This window comes from Roseovarius faecimaris (genome assembly GCF_009762325.1).
In the GTDB taxonomy this organism is placed as follows: domain Bacteria; phylum Pseudomonadota; class Alphaproteobacteria; order Rhodobacterales; family Rhodobacteraceae; genus Roseovarius; species Roseovarius faecimaris.
In genome coordinates this window covers 996,218-1,015,221 of sequence record NZ_CP034348.1, presented here as the reverse complement: position 1 = coordinate 1,015,221, position 19,004 = coordinate 996,218, and the positions used below count along the sequence as shown (strand labels likewise).

Genomic DNA, 19,004 nt, shown 5'->3' with positions numbered 1-19,004 from the left:
AGTTTTGCGAAAAAATCATGCTTGATGACACAGACCGCCGCCTTCTGCGCTATTATCAGGACGATCCAACCCTGACCCCTGGCGAGCTTGCCGAAAGGGCGCGCGTGACCCATGCCACTTGTGCGCGGCGGCTGGAGCGGCTGCGCGAGGCGGGCGTGATCCGGGCCACCCGCGCAGTGATCAACTGGCGCGCGCTTGGGTATGAGGTCGAGGTTTCCTTGCGCATCACGCTCGACAAGACCAACCCGCGCGCCTTCGACGAGTTTACCGCTGCGGCCCGGGACGTGCCCGAGGTGGTTGAAATCCAGAGCTTTCTGGGGCGCGTCGATGTGCGCCTCTCCGTCATTGCCCGCGACATGGCGCAATATCAGCAGATCTACCGCAGCGCCATTCTCACCCTGCCCCATATCGCCGATATCGAAGCGCTGATGCATGTGGCCCGCATCAAATCCGACGAGGCACTGCCGCTATGATCGAGCTGGACACCATTGACCGCAAGATCCTGCACGCGCTCAGCGCCGACGCCACCCAATCCGCCAGCGCACTCGGGCGCAAGCTGGGGCTCAGCCAGCCGGCCACGTGGCGACGGGTGCGGCGACTGGAAGAGGCCGGGGTGATCACAGGCCGCCGTCTGGATCTGGACCGCGAGCGGCTGGGTTTTGGCGTCACGGTTTTTCTGGGCGTCAAGCTCGCCACCAAGGGCCGGGTCAGCTTGGAGGATTTCGAGCGCGCCGTCTGCGCCATCCCCGAAGTGCAGACCGTCGAGCATATTCTGGGGCTTTACGATTACCGTCTGCGGGTCGTGGCGCGTGACATTGCGGATTTCGAGCGCGTGCTGCGGCGGCGCATCATGATGCTTCCAGGGGTGGGCGACGTGGAGGCAAACGTGCTTCTGAGCGAGGAACGGTGCCCCGGACCAATCGGTTAGGCGGACCGTTTGAGCGCCTCGGCTTCGTATTTCTTCAGCGTATAGCGTGACATGTCATAGCCGCAATCGCCCTGCTCCAGCTCGGGAAAGGCCGCGATGATCTCGTCGCGCTCCACGGGCGTGACCGTATCCAGCGAAGCTTGCCCCGGAAACAGGCTCTCAGCCGGGCAGCATTCCGCAAAAACAATCTGATGACTGTCAAAGAGGAAGTGCCAGTACTCCACCGTATCGCAGGGCATGATGCGGATCGTGTCATCGTTGCACAGGTGCTTTGCCGCCACGAGGACTTCGGGCTCCCCAAAGAGCAGTTCCGCCGTTGCTCCGCGCAGCAGGACCCGATGGTTCTGCGACAACCACAGGTCGCGGACATTGCCCAGCGCGCCGCGTTTCACCCGCACCGGCGCATTCTCTGCCACGCGACCGGGGACTGTCATCGTCCCGATCCAGCGGATCGGTTGCGGCCCCTCGTCAAGCGTGCTCACCATATCGCCTTCCTTGAGCGTCTCGATCGCCTGTGGCCCGCTTGGTGTCTCGATCAGAGTGCCGCGCATGAAGCAGATCACGGTGAGAATGTTGAGATCGCTTTCGAAGGCCCCATCGCCAACCTCATCGGGACTGATGATCCCATCGCCATTGAGGTCGATATCTTCGTTTGTCGGGATTTCGTAGGGCCCGCTTTGGCTTTCCAAGGCGCCCAGAATATCGATACCAGCCACCAGTGCCAATTCACCCAGAACCGGCGCGTCCGGGTCGCTGGAGGTCAAAGAGGACGCATCGAACTCCAGATAACGGTCGCCCATATTGTTGCGCCCGTCGTCAATCTCGCCGCCGCCATCTGGCGGGGCGTCGTAGGTGTATTTCGGAATGTCATTGTAATAATCCGAGGCATTATCATAGACGATAATCCGCACGATGACGGACTCGTCGGTCAAAACGCCATCCTCGGTGGCCCCCTCCACCTCGAAGACGATGATGTCATCATCCTCGAAAACGGCGGTACCATCATGGATCATGAACTCGCCGCCATTGCTGGCATTCGAGTTTGTCTGCGGATCACCAATAACACTAAAACCGTTTAACAACAGCGTTGTATCGGCCATTTCTGCTCTTTTTTCTGCCTCGGTTGCCGGATCTTGCGCCCGGTTTGACGGATGACGTGCCGCCTTCGATTAAACTTTTAGTCAAAATTGTGGCGAAACTATGGCACGGACCGGTCTTGTCAGATCGGGACTTTGCCATGGCCTTGAAAGCGCGTTAGCACTTACTTCGCAGAATCAGGAGACACGCCCATGCCCGCCCTTCTCGACCATATCGATCCCGACGGCCTTCAGGAGTTTTCGGTCGTCTTCACCGACCGGTCTCTCAACCATATGAGCGCCAGCTTTCAGCAGGTGATGCGCGACATCTCGGACATGCTGAAAGATGTATACAATGCCGACGCCGTGGCGCTTGTCCCCGGCGGCGGGTCTTACGCGATGGAAGCGGTGGCGCGGCAGTTCGGCCATGACGCTCATGCACTGATCGTGCGCAATGGCTGGTTCTCCTATCGCTGGAGCCAGATTTTCGAGGCAGGTGATTTTACCGCGGAAACCACTGTTTGCATGGCGCGGCAAACCGGCAACGGCGTCCAGGCTCCTTTCGCCCCTGCCCCGATCGAAGAAGTGACCGCCAAAATTCGTGAGGCAAAGCCCGATGTGGTCTTTGCTCCGCATGTGGAAACCTCGGCCGGTCTTATCCTGCCCGATGACTACGTGACCGCGCTGGCCGAGGCGGCGCATGAGGTCGGCGCGCTGATGGTGCTCGATTGCATCGCATCGGGCTGTGCCTGGGTGGATATGAAGGCCACCGGCGTCGATGTGCTGATTTCAGCTCCGCAAAAGGGTTGGTCGGCTTCGCCGTCGGCGGGGCTTGTGATGATGTCGTCCCGCGCGCTGGAGCGGCTCGAGACCACCAGCTCAGACAGTTTCGCCATCGACCTCAAGAAATGGTATGCGATCATGCAGGCCTATGAAAACGGCGGTCATGCCTATCACGCCACCATGCCGACCGACGCGCTGCGCGCCTTCCGGGACACGATGATCGAAACGCGCGACTATGGTTTTGAGCGGCTGCGTGCGGCCCAATGGGAACTGGGCGACGGTGTCCGTGCGATGCTGGCCGGGAAAGGCGTGGTGTCTGTGGCGGCTGATGGCTTTGGCGCCCCTGGTGTGGTGGTGAGCTATACAAGCGACCCGGATATCCAGAATGGCAAGAAATTCAGCGCATTAGGCATGCAGATCGCCGCCGGTGTCCCACTTGCCTGCAACGAGCCTGACGGGTTCATGACCTTCCGCCTGGGGCTCTTTGGCCTCGACAAGCTCTATGATGTTCCCGGCACATTGGCGCGGCTGAAAGCGGTGATTGACGAGGTCCTCTGACTGGCGGCTCATCCGCCCTGACAGGCGGCCTCGCGAGGCGGGCACGCAAGGGACCGATGAGCGGCTCAGCGCACGCCAAGCCCCATCTGCATCAGCGTCTTGCGCACCGGCGCGAGGCTATATATCGCGTTAAGCCCCAACGCCCGCATGTCGCGCAGGGGTTGGGCGTGGACCTGGCTTGCGCGGTTGAGAATATCTATGCCCCTGACCCGAGCGCTGACCTCCAGATGGCGGCGCTTGTGATAGGCCTCCAGCATATCGCGGCTCCCCAGATCGCGGGGCGACGCCACCGCCAGGTCGAGCAGCTCACGCATATCCGCAAGCGACATGTTCAGCCCCTGCGCACCAATGGGGGGCACCACATGGGCCGCCTCGGCCACCAGCGCCACCCGCTCGGCATACATCCTCTCGGCCAGTTGGCTGATGATCGGCCAGAGCGTGCGCTGCGAAGCCAGCGTCAGCGGCCCGAAGAGAAGGCAGGAGCGCGTGTTCATCGCGTCCTCGAACGCCGCTTTCGGCAAGTCCCGCAGGCGCACCGCCTCGGGTCCGTCCTCCATCCAGACCACAGCCGAGGACGGCCGCCCCTCGTAATCGGGCAGCGGCACAAGGGTGAACGGCCCGCCCGTGCGATGGATTTCGGTCGAGACATCCTCATGCGGGATCGGATGCGTCACGGCAAAGGCCAGTGCCTTCTGCCCGTAACGCGTGGTCTTGACCGGCACCCCCGCCTGTTCGCGGATAAAAGAATTGCGCCCGTCCGCCGCAATCACCAGACGGCACCGCACCCGCCGCCCATCGCTCAGGCCGATGCGGGCTTCGGCTTCGCGGGTGAACAGAGATGTGGTGCCGACCCCGGGGCAGAACTCCACATTCGGCAACTGGTCCAGATGCGCCACCATCTCGCGCCGCAAAAGCCAGTTGGGCAGGTTCCAGCCAAAGGGCGCGTCCGAGATGTCAGCGGCGTCGAACTCCTTGGTGATGCGCGGCTCGGGCTGCGCGCCACCTGCATCCACAATCCGCATGATCTGCAAATCCGCCGCATAAGGCGCCAGCCTTTGCCAAAGCCCCGCCTGCTCCAGAAGCGCCCGGGCGGGCTGCAAAAAGGCGGTGCTTCTGAGGTCAGCGCCTTTGCTGTCGCGCTCGGTGACCGGCGGTGCTGGATCGACGCATATCACCGAAAAGCCCGCCTTGCCGAACAACGCGGCAGCGGTCAGCCCGGCCACGCCCCCGCCAGAGATCAGGATATCCACCTGGCTTTGCGTCATGTCCTCGCCTTTCGCGGCGTCTACCCCCGGGTCAGCCGCACCAAAATCACCATCATCAACGGCACCATCACCAGCGCCGGAAGCACCAGACCGGGCAATCCATAAAGTGCCACGCTGGTCGCCCAAAGCGTCACGAGCACCGCCGCGACAAGATAAAGCGCCGTTTGCGCGCGGCTCTCGCTCGTGTCTGAGCCGACCTCGAGTTGGGCCAGTTCCTCGGTATACTCGGTCTTGTCAAACGGCATCTTGCGCTCCTCTCTATCGGGTTACAACCCTGAGTTAGGCGCGGCCTGTCCCCCGCCCATGCGCATTATGCCGCAGGTGCAGCAATATCAGAGCAGCCTGGCCAAAAAGCCTGAAAGGTCGTCCGTATGATAGTGAATATGTGGTGCCACATGCCGTTCCGGCGCCACATGCACAGTGCGCATCCCCATCGCATGCGGCGCGGCCAGGTTGCGCGGCTCATCCTCGAACATCGCAGCGCGGCGCGGGTCCACCCCATCGTGGGCAAAGACGGTTTCGAACGCTTCGACCTCGGGCTTGGGACGAAACGCGGCATGTTCCACACCATAAACCGCATCCATGACCCCGCTGAGGCCGCGTTTGGCCAGCACACGTTCGGCATAGGGGGCGGTGCCATTGGTGTAAACGATCTTGCGCCCCGGCAAGGACTTGATGCGCGCCGCAAGTGCGGGCTCCGGCTCAAGATGGTCCAGATCGATCTCATGCACATCGGTCAGATAGGGCCCGGGGTCCACACCATGCTCCCGCATCAGCCCGGCAAGGGTTGTGCCATGCTCCCGCCAATAATGCTGGCGCAGGCGGTCCGCTTCAGCGCGGTGCACACCAAGCGCGTCCATCACATACTGCGTCATCTTCACCTCGATCTGATCGAAGAGGCGCGCCTGTGGCGGGTAGAGCGTATTGTCAAGGTCGAAGACCCAGGTCTCGACATGGGCAAACTGGTGTTTTGGCATGGCCCGAACCCTACGTATCCCGCGACAAAGGTGCAACGCCCAAGGGGTATACGCGCGCGTTTCTGAGGGCTAGGGTCAAAGACAAAGAGACATCACGGACCACACCCATGAAACCGCAACAGACAGACGCCTATACGCTTATCCTCGATGCGATTGACAGCGGGGTTTACAAACCGGGCGACCGGCTGGTGGAAAGCGACCTTGCCGAACGGCTGGGTGTCTCGCGAACGCCGATCCGCGAGGCCCTTCAACGGCTGGAGACGCAAAGCCTGCTGACACGCGACGGGCGCAGCCTGATCGTCTCCTCGCTTGATCACAACCAGCTTGCCGAGCTTTATGTCGTGCGCGCCGAGCTGGAAGGGCTGGCCGCGAACCTTGCCGCGCGCCACGCCACAGATGAGGAAGTACGCGTGCTGCGAGACATGGTCGAGGACGACAAGAAGCTTCTGGGCGATCCCAAGGCGATGTCCCGCGCCAACCGGCGCTTTCACAAGCAGATCCATCTCGCCTCGCATAACCGCTTCCTGGTTCAGCAGCTCGATCTGGTGCATCGGTCCATGGCGCTTCTGGCCACCACCTCGCTTGCCGCGGTGGGGCGCGATGAGGCGGCGCTTGCCGAGCATGACGCCATCGTCACCGCGATCGAAAATCGCGACAGCAATGCGGCGGGCGAAGCATTGCGCGCGCATATCTCCAAGGCGTTCGTAACCCGGCTGAAACTCGATTCAGGTGAGGTCGGCAGCACCGTCTGAGCCCGCCTGCCGCGGCGCGGCAACCGCGCCAGGCGACAAGCCATGTGTGGTTTTGTCCCAGAAAAACGGCTTAAAAACGAGCTCATAGAGCGCCTTATACGCCGCAATCGCCCCCAGTGGCGAATAGAAGTGCATGGTCGGCGCCCAGAACAGCAGGTGCCGGTGTTTCACCCCCGAAACGGCTGTCATGTGGATGATCACATTCATCACCTCGATGAGCAGAAACAGGCTTCCGATCGCCACCATCACCGGGCGAGAGATCAGCGGGTCGAGCGGGTGCGGAAGGCCGAACAGCACCAGCCAGAAGGACCACAGGACAGGGGCCAGGATGAACTGCGAGAGCGCGGTCACGAAATGCGCCTGAAAGCCCAGGAATTTCCACCCGCCCAATTGCCGATAGAGCAGTAGCGGCCGCCTCATATGCACCAGATAGGTCGTCATGTACCCCTTGAGCCAGCGAGAGCGTTGCTTGACCCAGGGCCAGAAGCGGCAGTTGGCCTCTTCCTCGGTCACGGTATGGACCATTTCCGTGCGGTAGCCATGGCGCGCCAGCCGAAAGCCGAGATCCGCGTCTTCGGTCACGTTATGAGCATCCCACCCGCCCAGCTCTTCCAGGGGCTTTCGGCGGAAAAACAGTGTCGTGCCGCCCAGCGGGATCGCAAAGCCAAGCCGCGCCATGCCCGGCAGCATCAGGCGGAACCAACTCGCGTATTCAATCGTGAAGCAGCGCGCCAGCCAGTTCTGGCGTGGGTTGTAGTAGTCCAGCACCCCCTGCAGGCAGGCCACCTCTTCGGGCAATTGCTGAAATCGTCGGGCAATGACGGTGATCTGGTCCGGGTCGGGTGCATCCTCGGCATCGTAGATGCCCACGATATCCCCCTCGCAAAAATCCAGCGCATAGTTCATCGCGCGCGGTTTGGTGCGTGGTTGACCATCCGGCGCCGTGATCGCGCGAATCCACGGCGGCAAGTCGATCTCGGCCAACGTGGCCTGGGTCAGTTCATCCTCTTCCTCCAGGATCAGGATCACATCGAGAAGGCATTTGGGATAGGTCAGTTGCATGAGGCGGGCCACCAGCGCATGCAGTACCTCCGTCTCGCGAAACAGTGGCACCAGGATCGACACTTTGGGCAGCGGGGCCTTGCCGGTGATCTGCGGCGACGGCGGCGGATCAGGGTCCATCGTGATCGCGGCGATAAAGGCCGAGGCTTTCATCACTGCTGTCACCAGCAAAGTAAAGGCCGCCCAGAGGGCAAATACTGCAAACACCGCCCCGGGAAAGATCAGGGTCAGCGCCGCGAAGGCCAGCAAGGAGAGCAGCGTCGCCACAAGGCGCAGCCGCAAGCGCCCGCCCCAGTTGCGGCAGCTTTCGAGCGACTGAACGCGCGTTTCGGCAAACCGGGTCAGTTCCGGGCGAAACCCCTCTGCCACGCGCGCCTGAACCTGCGTGCGTTCGGCGATCACCAGCGGCGCCCCGGCGACATCCACGGGGAGCCCGGCGGCCGCTTCGCGAAACTGTTCAGGATGCGCAGTCGCCACAACCGGCCGACCGCGCGCATCTCTGATCGGCACGAAGCCTTGCTTGAGCATGGCGCGCGGGTCGATCACCGTCTCAACCAGATCCCGGTTGCCAAGCTCTTCCGCACTTATGAAGGTCGTGCTCAGGCGGTTGGCATGGGCTCTGAGCAGATCCTCCTGACCGGCGAGTCCCTCGGCGGTCAGGATGCGATCAAGGGAGGCATCGCAATGACGCTTGACCAGTTGCGCCAGAAGTGCATCCGATTTTGACAGCGCGCCGATGCGCACAAGCTCGTCGCCAATCGCGCCCGCATCGCCAGTACGATCCAGCGCCTGCCGCCCCAGTTGGCGCAGTTCTGACACACCCATGACCTGTCCCCTAGCAAATCTTCCGCAGGCCAGGATTTCAGTTAAAGGTTAATTTGCCGTAAATATTTGGTTAACAGAGCGATTGCCTAGCTCCGCTATCCCGCCATCGATGCCGCAAACCGCTCGAACAGATAGAAACTGTCTTGTGGGCCGGGGCTTGCCTCGGGGTGGTGCTGCACCGAAAACACCGGGCGGTCCTTCATCCGGATACCGCAGTTCGAGCCGTCAAACAGCGACACATGCGTTTCGATCACCCCCTCCGGCAGGGTCTGACTGTCGACCGCGAAACCGTGGTTCATCGACGTGATCTCGACCTTGCCGGTATCGAGATCCTTCACCGGGTGGTTCGCGCCATGATGGCCGTGGTTCATCTTGATGGTCTGCGCGCCCAGCGCCAGCCCAAGCATCTGGTGGCCCAGGCAAATCCCGAAGACCGGCAGGTTCGCCGTCAAGACGCCCTGGATCATCGGCACGGCGTATTCACCGGTGGCCGCCGGATCGCCGGGCCCGTTGGACAAAAAGACACCGTCGGGCTGATGCGCCAGCACCTCCTCGGCCGTCGCCGTGGCGGGCAACACCGTCACATCGCAACCCGCCGATGCGAGGCAGCGCAGGATGTTCCGCTTGGCCCCGTAATCCACCGCCACGACCTTGTGCTTGGGCGCGGTCTGGCGGGTATATCCCTCGGGCCAGGCCCAACGCATCTCGTCCCAGCGATAGCTTTGCGCGCAGGTCACCGTCTTGGCGAGGTCCAGCCCCTCAAGCCCGACAAAAGCCCGCGCCTTGGCCACAAGCGCCTCGACGTCGAACTTGCCCTCGGGGTCATGGGCGAGCGCCACATGCGGCGCCCCCTGTTGGCGAATGGCACGGGTCAGCCGCCGCGTATCCACCCCGCCGATGGCAATGCGCCCGCGCCGCTCCAGCCAGTCGGCCAGCCCTTCGGTGGCGCGCCAGTTCGACGGCTGAGTGGGATCCCATTTGACCACCATCCCCTCGGCCACCGGGTCAGCGGTCTCGTCATCGTCGGGATTGACGCCGACATTGCCGATATGCGGGAAGGTGAAGGTCACGATCTGCCCGGCATAGCTCGGATCGGTCATGATCTCCTGATAGCCGGTCATGGCGGTGTTGAAACACAGCTCCGCCGTGGTCACCCCCACTGCGCCAAAGCCTTTGCCATAAAACAACGTCCCGTCCGCGAGTGCCAGGCAAGCGGTCGGGTGGGGCATGGGCGCATGTGCCATGATCACGATTCTCCGGGGTGCAAATTGGCGCGAACCTACGGAGGCCGCCCCGGGGGGTCAAGGCCCAAGATCGTGACGCAACGGGACCGGCCCGATCCTCCTGAACCGCCACGGCACCGCTTGCCTCGGGTTCGGTCTTTGGGTAGGGTCCGTAACTTATGATCAACCACCCGGGATGGAACGGATGAGTTTGCGTGATCAGGTCAATTCGGCCGTGAAACAAGCCATGAAAGACAAGGAATCGCAGCGACTGGCCACCTTGCGCCTGATCAACGCCGCGATCAAGGATCAGGACATAGCCAGCCGGGGCGACGGCGCCGAAGAGGGTGTGGGCGATGCGGAAATCCTGCAAATCCTCGGCAAGATGACCAAGCAACGCCGCGAAAGCGTGCGCGCTTATGAAGAAGGCGGGCGGATCGACCTCGCCGAGCGCGAAGAGGCCGAAATCGCGATTATAGAAGAGTTCCTGCCGCGCCAGCTCAGCGACGACGAGGTGGTCGAAGCCATCGACAAGGCAATCGAAGAGACCGGTGCAGACTCGATCCGGGACATGGGCAAGATCATGGGCGCGCTCAAAGAACGCTACACCGGACAAATGGATTTCGGCGCGGTCGGCCCGCTGGTCAAGGACAAGCTCTGCCAGGGATAAGCGCAGCGCGCGCGAAGGGGGGTCACCCTCCGCTCCGTGTCGGCTCTCTGTCCGCTTCGCGGGAGGAAGCCGCCGTTTGGTGTTCCGGGCACTGAGCCGCGTATGGCCGACGCGCGCGGGGGCGATCCAACCGAAATTCAGGGCACTTTATCCCCGTCACATCCGAACGCATTCCGAATGATGTGCCAAGCTGAACCCAATCGCCGCCGCGTGGGGGCGCGTCGGCGATGCGCGGCGGGCTTCGCCCTTGATTCCGCGCAATGCGCCCACATCACATGTCCCCAAAGGGCTCAATCCTGCCATTTGCCAAATCGCGTTAACGTGCGCGCGCCTGTAGGTGAAACCCGCGTTCAGCTGCCCCCGGCAGTGACCGCTTCACGCCGATTTGGCCGCCCGCAGCGCGTCCTGAAGCTCACTGTACAGAACCTTGCGCTCCGGTTCGGACAGGAACGCCCCGATCTCGACCTCTCGGCCCGCTCCGCCCAACGTGATGTAATGATCCACCGGCCCGCCCTTGGGATGGATGCTGACCCGCGCCCAATAGCTGTTGCAGTCCCATTCCTGCACATCGCCTCTGGGATTGACCCGCCGCAAATGCAACCGCTCGGGATCAATGGTCAGTTCCTCATGCAATCTGGCGGTCTTGTAGCTGTGTTCCAGCGCCCACCAGAGCCCGGCCACCGCCAAGAGCAGAAACGGCAGCAGCCCCCAGATCAGAACCGTGCCCAAAAGTCCGTAAAGCGGGATCGTACCCAGTGCAAAAGCGCCCAGGATGGCCGCGGCAAAGCCCTTGCGCGGCAATGAGCGGTAAGGCCAGAGCTCCAACCGCTTGGTCTGCGTATCCGTCGAGCTGTTGTACCAGGTGTAAGGCATGCAAAAGTGTTTAGCGTCTTTGACGCCGCCGACAACCCTGACCTGCAGCTTTGACCCGCTTCGCGAAACACGGCGAAACGCTCCTTCATTGCGCGCTATTCCATCTCGGACGATGCGCGGCCCCCAAGACCCGCGCGTCAGTTGGACGAGACGCGCGTGGTCTGGCGATAGAAATGGTGCACACCGATCGTCGCGGTGCGCGGGTAGGTCTTGGACCATTTCGGACGCACGGCGCGGGTGTGGTAATGCGTTGCCCCCTTGGTCAGCGAACGCTCTGCGCCGTTCAACATAAGATGCGCGACGCGTCCCACCTGTTTGAACGCCTTGGGTTCGGCAATCACTTCCTTGTGCCCGTCACAGGTATAGGTGAACTGGCACTGATACTTGCGCCCCGTGCCCTGGTGGATCACCCCACAGACCGTATCCGGATAGCGCGGGTTATCAACCCGGTTCAGGATCACTTCGGCCACGGCGAACTGCCCTTTCACGCTTTCGCCGCGCGCTTCGAAATAGAGAGCCTCCGCCAGACAGCGCCACTGCTCATCGCCCTTGGCGACCGCATTCTGCGCCAGCCATTCACGCGTGTAGGTGACATTGGTTTCCGGTCGACTGAAAAGCGCCTCACGCTTACCGTCAGGCAGCGCCTTCAGCGCGCTTTGTTCCTGGTCCACCAATTTTTTCACCGGCGTATCGGCCATGACCGAACCGGCCAGAGCCAGGCTCAAAATCATTGCAATCCGCAACATAATCGTGTCCCCACTTCCCCAAAACTGCATAAAACTTGGGCGGGACGTAGAGCAAACAAGGCCTTCCGTCCAGCCCAGGGGCTTTCCGACGGCAGGTTTACGCCGCAGCGCAGCATTGTAAAACAACCATACACCGCAGTATGTTGGGGATGTCCGGCCTGCGCCTACCCGATCTTGTCGCGCACGGCCAATTGTGCGGCAGCAAGTCGCGCCACCGGAACCCGGAAGGGAGAGCAGCTTACATAGTCAAAACCGGCATCCCGGCAGAAGGCGATTGATTCGGGGTTACCGCCATGTTCACCGCAGATCGACATAACCACATCCGGGTTCGCCGCCCGCGCGCGCTCGATCCCCAGATTGAGCAGTTCGCCCACACCGTCCGTGTCAAGCGAGTGAAACGGATCTTCGGGAAAGACGCCCTGCTGCACATATTCCGACATGAATTTGCCCGCGTCATCGCGCGACAGCCCATAAGTCATCTGCGTGAGGTCGTTGGTCCCGAAACTGAGGAACGACACCAGAGGCGCGATATCGCCTGCCCTGAGCGCCGCGCGCGGGGTCTCGACCATCACGCCCAGCCGGTAGTCGAACGCCTGGCCCGTCTCGGCCCGCACGGCGGCGGCGGCGGCATCCACCTTGGCCTTGACCAGTTCCACTTCGCGCATCGCGCTCACCAGAGGGATCATGACCTCCGGCACCACTGGCGCCCCGTGCTGGCTGGCCTCGATCGTGGCCTCGAAAATCGCCCGCGCCTGCATCTCATAGATCTCGGGCACCACAATGCCCAGCCGCACCCCGCGCATGCCGAGCATCGGGTTATACTCGCTGAGCGCCTCGACCCGGCGGGTCACGTCAGACACCGGCAGATCGAGCGCCTCGGCAAGCTGCACATGCCCCGACCGCTCGGTCGGCAGGAACTCGTGCAGCGGCGGGTCAAGCAGGCGAATACACACCGGCTGGCCCTGCATGATGCGGAAGAGATCAGCAAAATCCGCGCGCTGCATGGGCAGCAGAAGCTCCAGCGCCTCGGCCCTCTCGGCAGGCGTGTCGGCAAAGATCATCTCGCGCATGACGGTCAGCCGGTCGGCTTCGAAAAACATATGCTCGGTCCGGCAAAGCCCGATCCCCTGCGCCTTGAACCCGCGCGCCATTTCGGCATCGGCGGGCGTATCGGCATTGGCGCGCACCGAAATATCGCGCACCTCATCAGCCCAGGTCATCAGCGTCTTGAGCGCATCGTCGCGCGCAGGCTCCACCAGCGTCGGCTCACCTGCCAGCACATCGCCGCTGGTGCCGTCGATGGTGATCACGTCGCCCGCCTTGAACACCCGCCCATCCGGGGCCACGATCCGCTTGCGCCTGAGCTGGAACGTCAGATCGGATGCCCCCACCACGCAAGGCAGGCCCATGCCCCGCCCGATCACCGCGGCGTGGCTGGTCATCCCGCCGCGTTCGGTCAGAACCCCCGCCGCGGCATGCATGCCGCGGATATCCTCGGGGCTGGTCTCGCGCCGGACAAGAATGCACGCCTCCCCCTGCGCGGCGCTGGCCTGAGCATCGGCGGCGGAGAACACAATCTTGCCGCTCGCCGCACCCGGGCTGGCCGCCACGCCACGTGTCAGCCGGTCGCGCTTGGCCTCCGGGTCCACCTGCCGGTGCAGAAGCTCATTAAGCGCGCGCGGCTCGATCCGCATCAGCGCCTCTTCCCGCGGAATGATCCTGTCCTCGGCCAATGCCACGGCAATCGCCACAGCCGCGCGGGCATTGCGCGCCACACGCACCCCGTCAAGCAGCCAGACCTTGCCGTTCTCGACCGTAAATTCCGCTGTCATCTCCTCGCGCAGCTTCTCACGCATGAGCGCCGTATGCGCGATCAACTGAGCATAGGCATCCGGCGCCTGTTCTTCCAGCGACGGCCCGCGCGCATCCCTGGCAAGAAAAAGCGCCCCGGCCCCCTGCCCCAGCGCGTCGCGCCCCTGGCTCTGGCTCAGATAGCGCCCGGTGATCTTGCGCTCGCCGGTCTGCCCGTTGACAAGCTGCATCACACCCGAACCGCTTTCACCCGTCGTCTCGCCGAGACCAAGCGCCAGTTGCTGCACCACAAGACCCAGCCCGGCATCCGCAGGCGCGCCCTTGGCTTGCCGCAAGAGCCGCGCCGAGGTGCCCTCCCAGGTGCGCGCCATGGAGCGCAGCACTTCGAGAAGCTGCACAGCGGGTTCCTGCGGGAAGCTTTCGTCGGTTTCTTCTTCATAGGCGCTGAGCGCCTCGGGCAAACCCGTCACCGGATCGTCCGACACCTCGTCGAACATATCCGGGTCGAGCCGCGCCACATGGATCGAATAGGCCTGTACAAAGCGCAGATAGAGCGAGGCCGCCGCGCGTTTGCCAATCCTGTCCGACAATTCCACATAGAGGCTGTCATTCATCCCGATGTTCAGGATCGCGCCCGGCCCGCCCCAATCGGGGTCTTCCGACGACGGGCGCACACACAAAAGCGGCGCCTCGCCGAAGGGTGCGAGTATCCGCTGCATATCCAGAGGCTCCCCCGCCGCCAGCCGATGCACCGCATCAAACGACAGCGCCACCGTCACCGGCACCGGCAGATCGAGCCGCACCAGCCGCTGCAGGCATTTCGCCCGGCCGCCATGGGTCCCCGGCGACATCGGCGCATCAGGGGTGATCAGGGTAATATCAGGGTCGTTATTCTGCACTGCGGCACCTTTATCTCGTGGGCGCAGCATACGCCGCGCGCCAGACAAAGCAAGGCGGCGTTTTGCCTCTGAAAATACCCGTCCCGCGCGGCGCGCGGGGCCTTAGCTGATCAGTGCCTCAGCCCTCGATCTGGGTAAGGTCCGCCGCCTGCAGGCAAATCTGCCGGATGCGCGACAAGAGGTTGAGCCGGTTGCGCCGCAGCACCTCGTTATCCGTATTCACCTGCACCGCCTCGAAAAACGCATCAATCGGTGTGCGCAGGGCGGCCATCGCCCCCATGGCGGCGGCAAAGTCATCGGCCTGCATCGCGGTGGCGATCTGCGCCTCGGCGGCATCGAGGGCGGCAAACAGCGCTTTTTCTTCCGCGGTCTCGGCGAATTTCACGTCCGCGCCAAAGGAATACTCCACCCCGTCCTTTTCCTCGGCCTGGGTCAGGATGTTGTTGGCCCGCTTGAAGCCCTGCACGAGGTTCTCGCCATCGTCGGTCCTCAGCGCGTCGGACAGTGCGCGCGCCCGTGCCACGATCAGGCCCAGGTCATCGCCGTCGCCCAGAGACAGGCAGGCGTCAATCACATCATGCCGCAAGCCCTGATCGCGCAGATAGACCTTCAGACGATCATGGAAAAACGCCAGAAGGTCGGTCGACAGGTCCGGCACCGCGTCCCCCACTGTCCGCAGGACGCTGCCATCGGACATGTCGGGCGGGGTCTCCCCGTTTTTGCGCCGGTCCATGACGGCGTGCCATGCGGCCCCGAAAACCCCGTGCTCGGCCATTTCCTGCAGGATCTCTTCGAGCGTGTCGATCTCACCGCTGCTGGCCTTTGTGCGATGCAGGGCGATCTTGTGTTTCACAAGCTGGCTGTCGACAAACCGGTCCAGTTTTATCCTGTAGCCGTTTTCAAGGATGATCCGGATCACCCCCAGCGCCGCCCGGCGCAAGGCAAACGGGTCTTTCGATCCCGTCGGCTTTTCCTCAATCGCCCAGAACCCGGTCAGCAGGTCCAGCTTGTCGGCCAGCGCCACCACAACAGAAACGAGACGCGTCGGCACCTCATCAGAGGGGCCCAGCGGCGAGTAATGCTCTTGCGCTGCCGCCGCCACATCATCGGGCAGCCCCGCCTCAGCCGCATAATAGCGCCCCATCAACCCCTGCAATTCGGGGAATTCATAGACCATCTCCGAGCTTAGGTCCGCCTTGCACACCCGTGCCGCCTGTTCCGCAAGATCGGCATCCGCCGCCACCACCGGGGCCAGTTCCCGCGCCAGTGCCGCGATCCTTGCGATCCGCTCGGCTTGTGACCCCAGACGCCGCTCAAAGGTCACATTTTCAAGCTGCTCCAGCCACGCGCCCATACCGTCCCGCGCCACGCGCAAATCGTTCTCCCAGAAAAACTTGGCATCGCTGAGCCGCGCCGACAGCACCTTCTGATTGCCGGCCAAAATGGTCGCGCCCTGATCGGCGGTCTCGATATTGGCGACGGTCACAAACCGCTCGATCCGCCCGCTGTCCGGGTTGCGCACCGAAAAGAACTTCTGATGTTCCTTCATGGAGGTCTGCAGCACCTCGGGCGGCAGGCTCAGATACTCCTCGCCAATCTCACCCATCAGCACCACGGGCCATTCCACAAGGCCCGCCACCTCGGTCAGCAGGCCCTTGTCCTCGACCACGTCCAGGCCGCAGGCAAAGGCCTGATTGGTCGCCTCCTGCCAGATATGCGCGGCGCGCTCTTCGGCATCGAGGATGGCGTAGGCGCGTTTCAGCCTGGCGGCATAGTCCTCAAATGACGTGACGCGGAACCGCTCCGGCGCCATGAACCTGTGACCCTCGGTGGTGTCTCCCGCCGTGATCCCGTCGATATCCAGCGGCACCACCGTCGCCTCGCCCGCCTCGTCAGTGAGGATGCACAGGATGGATTGCAGCGGCCGCACCCAGCGCAAAGACCCGCTGCCCCAGCGCATCGACTTGGGCCAGGGGAAGTTGCGCACCACGTCCGAAAGGACCTCGGCGATGATCTCCGCCGCCGGGCGTCCGGGCCTTGTGATCATCGCGAAATAGACCTGGCCCTTCTTCTCGTCGCGGATCTCCAGATCGTCACGCGACACACCCGCGCCGCGCAGAAAGCCTTCGATCGCCTTCTCTGGCGCATCCACGCGCGGGCCCTTGCGCTCTTCTTTCACCGTGGGGCTTTCCGCAAGCAGCCCCTCCAGCGCCAGCGCCAGCCGCCGTGGCGTCGAAAACGCCGCGGCACCCGCATAGGTCAGCCCCGCCTCGACCAGCCCGTTGGTAACGCGCTCGCGCAGATCCTGCGCCGCCCGCGCCTGCATCCGCGCCGGAATTTCTTCGGAGAAGAGTTCAATCAGAAGGTCAGGCATGGCTCAGTCTCCTTGCGGCGGCTCAGGGCAATCGTCCGGCGCGGCATTCCCGTCAAACACCACTTCGCCGCAGCGGTTGATCTGCTGCCAGGCAAAGCCGCGCCCGTCTTCGGTAATGGCCACGATCCGGTCGATGCCATATTGAATGTCCCGCTGCCCCAGAAAGGCCAGCGCCCGGCCGGCTTCGAGATCAGCGCCAATCGCCTCGGCGTCGAAACAGTCGAACCAGCCCGGCGCGACCAGCGGCTCGGCAGCCTCGTAAATCTCATAGGTTTCCGTCAGCATCGCAAGGCTCATCGTCGTGGTGAAACAGGCGCGATAGCGGATCGGAGAGCTGCTGGCGTCAATCGCGCGGAAGCCGTCATAGAGCACCGGCTCGGGCGCGCCCGAACTCAGGCTTACAAGCATCACATCGGTTTCGCCGTCGGCCTCCACCTCTTCATAGAAATGGTAGACCTGCAGGTAATACATGGCCACACCGGCCAGCAATGCGGATACCAAGATCACAGCCCCCAGAAATTTGCCCATTACGCGGCACAGCCTCCGGCTTCGGTCTGCACAAACGCATCGGCGCAGGCCTTGGCCAGCGCCCGCACCCGCCCGATATAGGCCTGCCGCTCGGTGACCGAGATCACCCCGCGCGCATCCAGCAGGTTGAAGATATGGCTGGCCTTGATGCACTGGTCATAGGCCGGATGCGCCATAATGATCCGCTTGCCGGTCTTGGGGTCATCGGCCTCGGCACTCAGGATTGCGTGGCACTCGGCCTCGGCCTCTTCAAAGTGACGCAGCAGCACCTCGGTATCGGCCACATCGAAGTTGAAGCGGCTGTATTCCTCTTCCGTCTGGCGAAACACATCACCATAGCTGAGCGGGATGGGCGCGCCCGGGTCGTTGAAGGGCATCTCCATCACATGATCAATGCCCAGCACATACATCGCCAGCCGCTCCAGCCCATAGGTCAGCTCGCCCGAGACGGGGCGGCAATCATGCCCGCCGACCTGCTGGAAATAGGTGAACTGGCTCACTTCCATCCCGTCGCACCAGACCTCCCAGCCCAGCCCCCAGGCGCCCAGGGTGGGGCTTTCCCAGTCATCCTCGACAAAGCGGATGTCATGCAGGGCCATGTCGATGCCAATCGCCTCAAGACTGCCCAGATAGAGCGATTGCAGATCGGGCGGGCTGGGTTTGATCAGCACCTGATACTGATAGTAATGCTGCAACCGGTTCGGGTTCTCGCCATAGCGCCCGTCGGTCGGCCGCCGCGAGGGCTGCACATAGGCCGCGGCCCAGGGGGTGCTGCCCAGGCTGCGCAGCGTTGTGGCGGGGTGAAACGTCCCTGCCCCCACCTCCATGTCATAGGGCTGCAGGATGGCACAGCCGCGCTCTGCCCAATAGGCTTGCAAACGCAGGATGATCTCCTGAAAGCTGCGCGGTTTGCTTTTGCTCTGTGCCATGTGGTCCTCGTCCATGGGATCGGGGCGGATTTCGCCCCTACCTACGGCGCGACTCTGGCGGGGTCAACGCCCTACCCGGTTGACGCGCGCCCTTGTCCGCCTAAGCTTTTGCGTGGGCGCGGAATGCCGCCGCTCAGTCTGTCAGGAGAGCCCGAGTTGAAACGTCTTGCCCTGCGCGTGGTCACGCATCTGATTGCCCTTGTCGCGGGCTTTGCCATTGGTGTGTATACATTGCCGATCCTGACGGCCCCACCTTCGCCGGATCAGGCGATGCTGGACCAGTCGGCCAAGGCCGCAGTGTTCACCGCCGAGTTCGCAACCGGCCTGCCCGGCAATGACGCGCTGCATTGGGGCGAGGGCACGGTGAGCCTGACCGCAACCCAGATCGTCCATACCGGGCGTCTGGCCCCCGGTCCCGATTACCGGCTGTACCTCGTGCCCGAGTTCGTGGACGACGAGGATGCGTTCACCCCGCTGATGTCGGCCTCACGGATGGTTGGCAAGGTCGAGACGTTCCATGGGTTCATTGTCGATCTGCCCCCCGATGTGGACCTGGACCGCTACACCACCGTGCTGATCTGGTGTGAAGCCTTTGGCGAGTTCATCGCCGCCGCCGAATATCGCTGACTGCGGCCGTGCCAAGTGCCTCCTGAACCGGGGCTGATCCGGCGCGGCAGCCCCGGACTGGCCCAAGATTCCAGTCAAAACCTGCAATTTTCGGATG

The 19,004-nt window shown here is 63.1% G+C and carries 18 protein-coding genes; 6 read left to right on the top strand and 12 right to left on the bottom strand.

Features of this window, described 5'->3' with window-relative positions; translation table 11 throughout:
• Positions 1–17: 17 nt before the first annotated feature.
• Positions 18–473, top strand: coding sequence for an Lrp/AsnC family transcriptional regulator (locus EI983_RS05340; protein WP_157706362.1), 456 nt, complete (start codon positions 18–20; stop codon positions 471–473).
• A complete protein-coding gene (locus EI983_RS05335) occupies positions 470–928 on the top strand; it encodes an Lrp/AsnC family transcriptional regulator (RefSeq protein ID WP_157706361.1) in 459 nt (152 codons plus the stop codon). Before EI983_RS05340 ends, EI983_RS05335 begins: the two co-directional genes overlap by 4 nt.
• Here EI983_RS05335 and EI983_RS05330 read toward each other — a convergent pair.
• Positions 925–2,028, bottom strand: a complete 1,104-nt coding sequence (locus EI983_RS05330; RefSeq protein WP_198389381.1) for a Hint domain-containing protein — start codon at positions 2,026–2,028, stop codon at positions 925–927. The two genes, EI983_RS05335 and EI983_RS05330, sit on opposite strands and share 4 nt — an antisense overlap.
• 189 nt (positions 2,029–2,217) lie before the next feature.
• Between EI983_RS05330 and EI983_RS05325 the strand changes: the two genes are divergently transcribed.
• Entirely contained in the window at positions 2,218–3,345 is a 1,128-nt protein-coding gene (locus EI983_RS05325; protein ID WP_157706359.1) for an aminotransferase class V-fold PLP-dependent enzyme, read from the top strand.
• A gap of 65 nt (positions 3,346–3,410) precedes the next feature.
• Here the strand turns inward: EI983_RS05325 and EI983_RS05320 are convergent, their stop codons facing one another.
• The 3 genes from EI983_RS05320 to EI983_RS05310 form a co-directional block, all read right to left on the bottom strand.
• The gene (locus EI983_RS05320) at positions 3,411–4,610 is read right to left on the bottom strand and encodes a UbiH/UbiF family hydroxylase (RefSeq protein WP_157706358.1); all 1,200 of its coding nucleotides are present in this window, start codon (positions 4,608–4,610) and stop codon (positions 3,411–3,413) included.
• A gap of 20 nt (positions 4,611–4,630) precedes the next feature.
• Complete coding sequence (locus EI983_RS05315; protein WP_157706357.1) at positions 4,631–4,855, bottom strand: hypothetical protein; 225 nt, start codon at positions 4,853–4,855, stop codon at positions 4,631–4,633.
• Between the two features lie 87 nt (positions 4,856–4,942).
• Positions 4,943–5,587, bottom strand: coding sequence for a pyrimidine 5'-nucleotidase (locus EI983_RS05310; RefSeq protein ID WP_157706356.1), 645 nt, complete (start codon positions 5,585–5,587; stop codon positions 4,943–4,945).
• A gap of 107 nt (positions 5,588–5,694) precedes the next feature.
• Here EI983_RS05310 and EI983_RS05305 point away from each other — a divergent pair, with 107 nt between their 5' ends.
• Positions 5,695–6,339 carry a GntR family transcriptional regulator gene (locus tag EI983_RS05305; protein WP_157706355.1) on the top strand — a complete coding sequence of 215 codons (645 nt, stop codon included), beginning with the start codon at positions 5,695–5,697 and terminating at the stop codon, positions 6,337–6,339.
• Here the strand turns inward: EI983_RS05305 and EI983_RS05300 are convergent.
• Together EI983_RS05300 and carA are read right to left on the bottom strand one after the other, a co-directional pair.
• A complete protein-coding gene (locus tag EI983_RS05300; RefSeq protein WP_157706354.1) occupies positions 6,313–8,226 on the bottom strand; it encodes a glycosyltransferase in 1,914 nt (637 codons plus the stop codon). The two genes, EI983_RS05305 and EI983_RS05300, sit on opposite strands and share 27 nt — an antisense overlap.
• Positions 8,227–8,321: 95 nt before the next feature.
• On the bottom strand, positions 8,322–9,470 hold the full coding sequence (gene carA, locus EI983_RS05295) for a glutamine-hydrolyzing carbamoyl-phosphate synthase small subunit (RefSeq protein ID WP_157706353.1): 1,149 nt from the start codon (positions 9,468–9,470) through the stop codon (positions 8,322–8,324).
• 184 nt (positions 9,471–9,654) lie between these two features.
• On the opposite strand from carA, the gene EI983_RS05290 reads away from it, so the two are divergent.
• Entirely contained in the window at positions 9,655–10,119 is a 465-nt protein-coding gene (locus EI983_RS05290; protein ID WP_157706352.1) for a GatB/YqeY domain-containing protein, read from the top strand.
• Positions 10,120–10,494: 375 nt separating this feature from the next.
• Here EI983_RS05290 and EI983_RS05285 read toward each other — a convergent pair whose 3' ends face one another.
• The 6 genes from EI983_RS05285 to EI983_RS05260 all read right to left on the bottom strand — a co-directional run bounded on the left by EI983_RS05285 (position 10,495) and on the right by EI983_RS05260 (position 18,280).
• Positions 10,495–10,992 carry a DUF2244 domain-containing protein gene (locus tag EI983_RS05285; RefSeq protein ID WP_157706351.1) on the bottom strand — a complete coding sequence of 166 codons (498 nt, stop codon included), beginning with the start codon at positions 10,990–10,992 and terminating at the stop codon, positions 10,495–10,497.
• 137 nt (positions 10,993–11,129) lie between these two features.
• Entirely contained in the window at positions 11,130–11,738 is a 609-nt protein-coding gene (locus tag EI983_RS05280; protein ID WP_246162299.1) for a cell wall hydrolase, read from the bottom strand.
• Between the two features lie 164 nt (positions 11,739–11,902).
• On the bottom strand, positions 11,903–14,479 hold the full coding sequence (gene ppdK / locus EI983_RS05275) for a pyruvate, phosphate dikinase (protein WP_198389380.1): 2,577 nt from the start codon (positions 14,477–14,479) through the stop codon (positions 11,903–11,905).
• A gap of 88 nt (positions 14,480–14,567) precedes the next feature.
• Positions 14,568–16,823 carry a glycine--tRNA ligase subunit beta gene (gene glyS, locus EI983_RS05270; RefSeq protein WP_157706349.1) on the bottom strand — a complete coding sequence of 752 codons (2,256 nt, stop codon included), beginning with the start codon at positions 16,821–16,823 and terminating at the stop codon, positions 14,568–14,570.
• 3 nt (positions 16,824–16,826) lie between these two features.
• On the bottom strand, positions 16,827–17,351 hold the full coding sequence (locus EI983_RS05265) for a DUF6446 family protein (RefSeq protein WP_157706348.1): 525 nt from the start codon (positions 17,349–17,351) through the stop codon (positions 16,827–16,829).
• A complete protein-coding gene (locus tag EI983_RS05260; RefSeq protein ID WP_157706347.1) occupies positions 17,351–18,280 on the bottom strand; it encodes a glycine--tRNA ligase subunit alpha in 930 nt (309 codons plus the stop codon). Before EI983_RS05260 ends, EI983_RS05265 begins: the two co-directional genes overlap by 1 nt.
• A 156-nt stretch (positions 18,281–18,436) precedes the next feature.
• Here EI983_RS05260 and EI983_RS05255 point away from each other — a divergent pair, with 156 nt between their 5' ends.
• Entirely contained in the window at positions 18,437–18,907 is a 471-nt protein-coding gene (locus EI983_RS05255) for a DM13 domain-containing protein (protein ID WP_246162297.1), read from the top strand.
• Positions 18,908–19,004: the final 97 nt, after the last annotated feature.

Excerpts from the sequence above, each read along its gene's own strand:
- EI983_RS05340 (WP_157706362.1), top strand. The coding sequence starts at position 18 with ATGCTTGATGACACAGACCGCCGCCTTCTGCGCTATTATCAGGACGAT.
- EI983_RS05335 (WP_157706361.1), top strand. The coding sequence starts at position 470 with ATGATCGAGCTGGACACCATTGACCGCAAGATCCTGCACGCGCTCAGC.
- EI983_RS05330 (WP_198389381.1), bottom strand. The coding sequence starts at position 2,028 with ATGGCCGATACAACGCTGTTGTTAAACGGTTTTAGTGTTATTGGTGAT.
- EI983_RS05325 (WP_157706359.1), top strand. The coding sequence starts at position 2,218 with ATGCCCGCCCTTCTCGACCATATCGATCCCGACGGCCTTCAGGAGTTT.
- EI983_RS05320 (WP_157706358.1), bottom strand. The coding sequence starts at position 4,610 with ATGACGCAAAGCCAGGTGGATATCCTGATCTCTGGCGGGGGCGTGGCC.
- EI983_RS05315 (WP_157706357.1), bottom strand. The coding sequence starts at position 4,855 with ATGCCGTTTGACAAGACCGAGTATACCGAGGAACTGGCCCAACTCGAG.
- EI983_RS05310 (WP_157706356.1), bottom strand. The coding sequence starts at position 5,587 with ATGCCAAAACACCAGTTTGCCCATGTCGAGACCTGGGTCTTCGACCTT.
- EI983_RS05305 (WP_157706355.1), top strand. The coding sequence starts at position 5,695 with ATGAAACCGCAACAGACAGACGCCTATACGCTTATCCTCGATGCGATT.
- EI983_RS05300 (WP_157706354.1), bottom strand. The coding sequence starts at position 8,226 with ATGGGTGTGTCAGAACTGCGCCAACTGGGGCGGCAGGCGCTGGATCGT.
- carA (WP_157706353.1), bottom strand. The coding sequence starts at position 9,470 with ATGGCACATGCGCCCATGCCCCACCCGACCGCTTGCCTGGCACTCGCG.
- EI983_RS05290 (WP_157706352.1), top strand. The coding sequence starts at position 9,655 with ATGAGTTTGCGTGATCAGGTCAATTCGGCCGTGAAACAAGCCATGAAA.
- EI983_RS05285 (WP_157706351.1), bottom strand. The coding sequence starts at position 10,992 with ATGCCTTACACCTGGTACAACAGCTCGACGGATACGCAGACCAAGCGG.
- EI983_RS05280 (WP_246162299.1), bottom strand. The coding sequence starts at position 11,738 with ATGTTGCGGATTGCAATGATTTTGAGCCTGGCTCTGGCCGGTTCGGTC.
- ppdK (WP_198389380.1), bottom strand. The coding sequence starts at position 14,479 with ATGCTGCGCCCACGAGATAAAGGTGCCGCAGTGCAGAATAACGACCCT.
- glyS (WP_157706349.1), bottom strand. The coding sequence starts at position 16,823 with ATGCCTGACCTTCTGATTGAACTCTTCTCCGAAGAAATTCCGGCGCGG.
- EI983_RS05265 (WP_157706348.1), bottom strand. The coding sequence starts at position 17,351 with ATGGGCAAATTTCTGGGGGCTGTGATCTTGGTATCCGCATTGCTGGCC.
- EI983_RS05260 (WP_157706347.1), bottom strand. The coding sequence starts at position 18,280 with ATGGCACAGAGCAAAAGCAAACCGCGCAGCTTTCAGGAGATCATCCTG.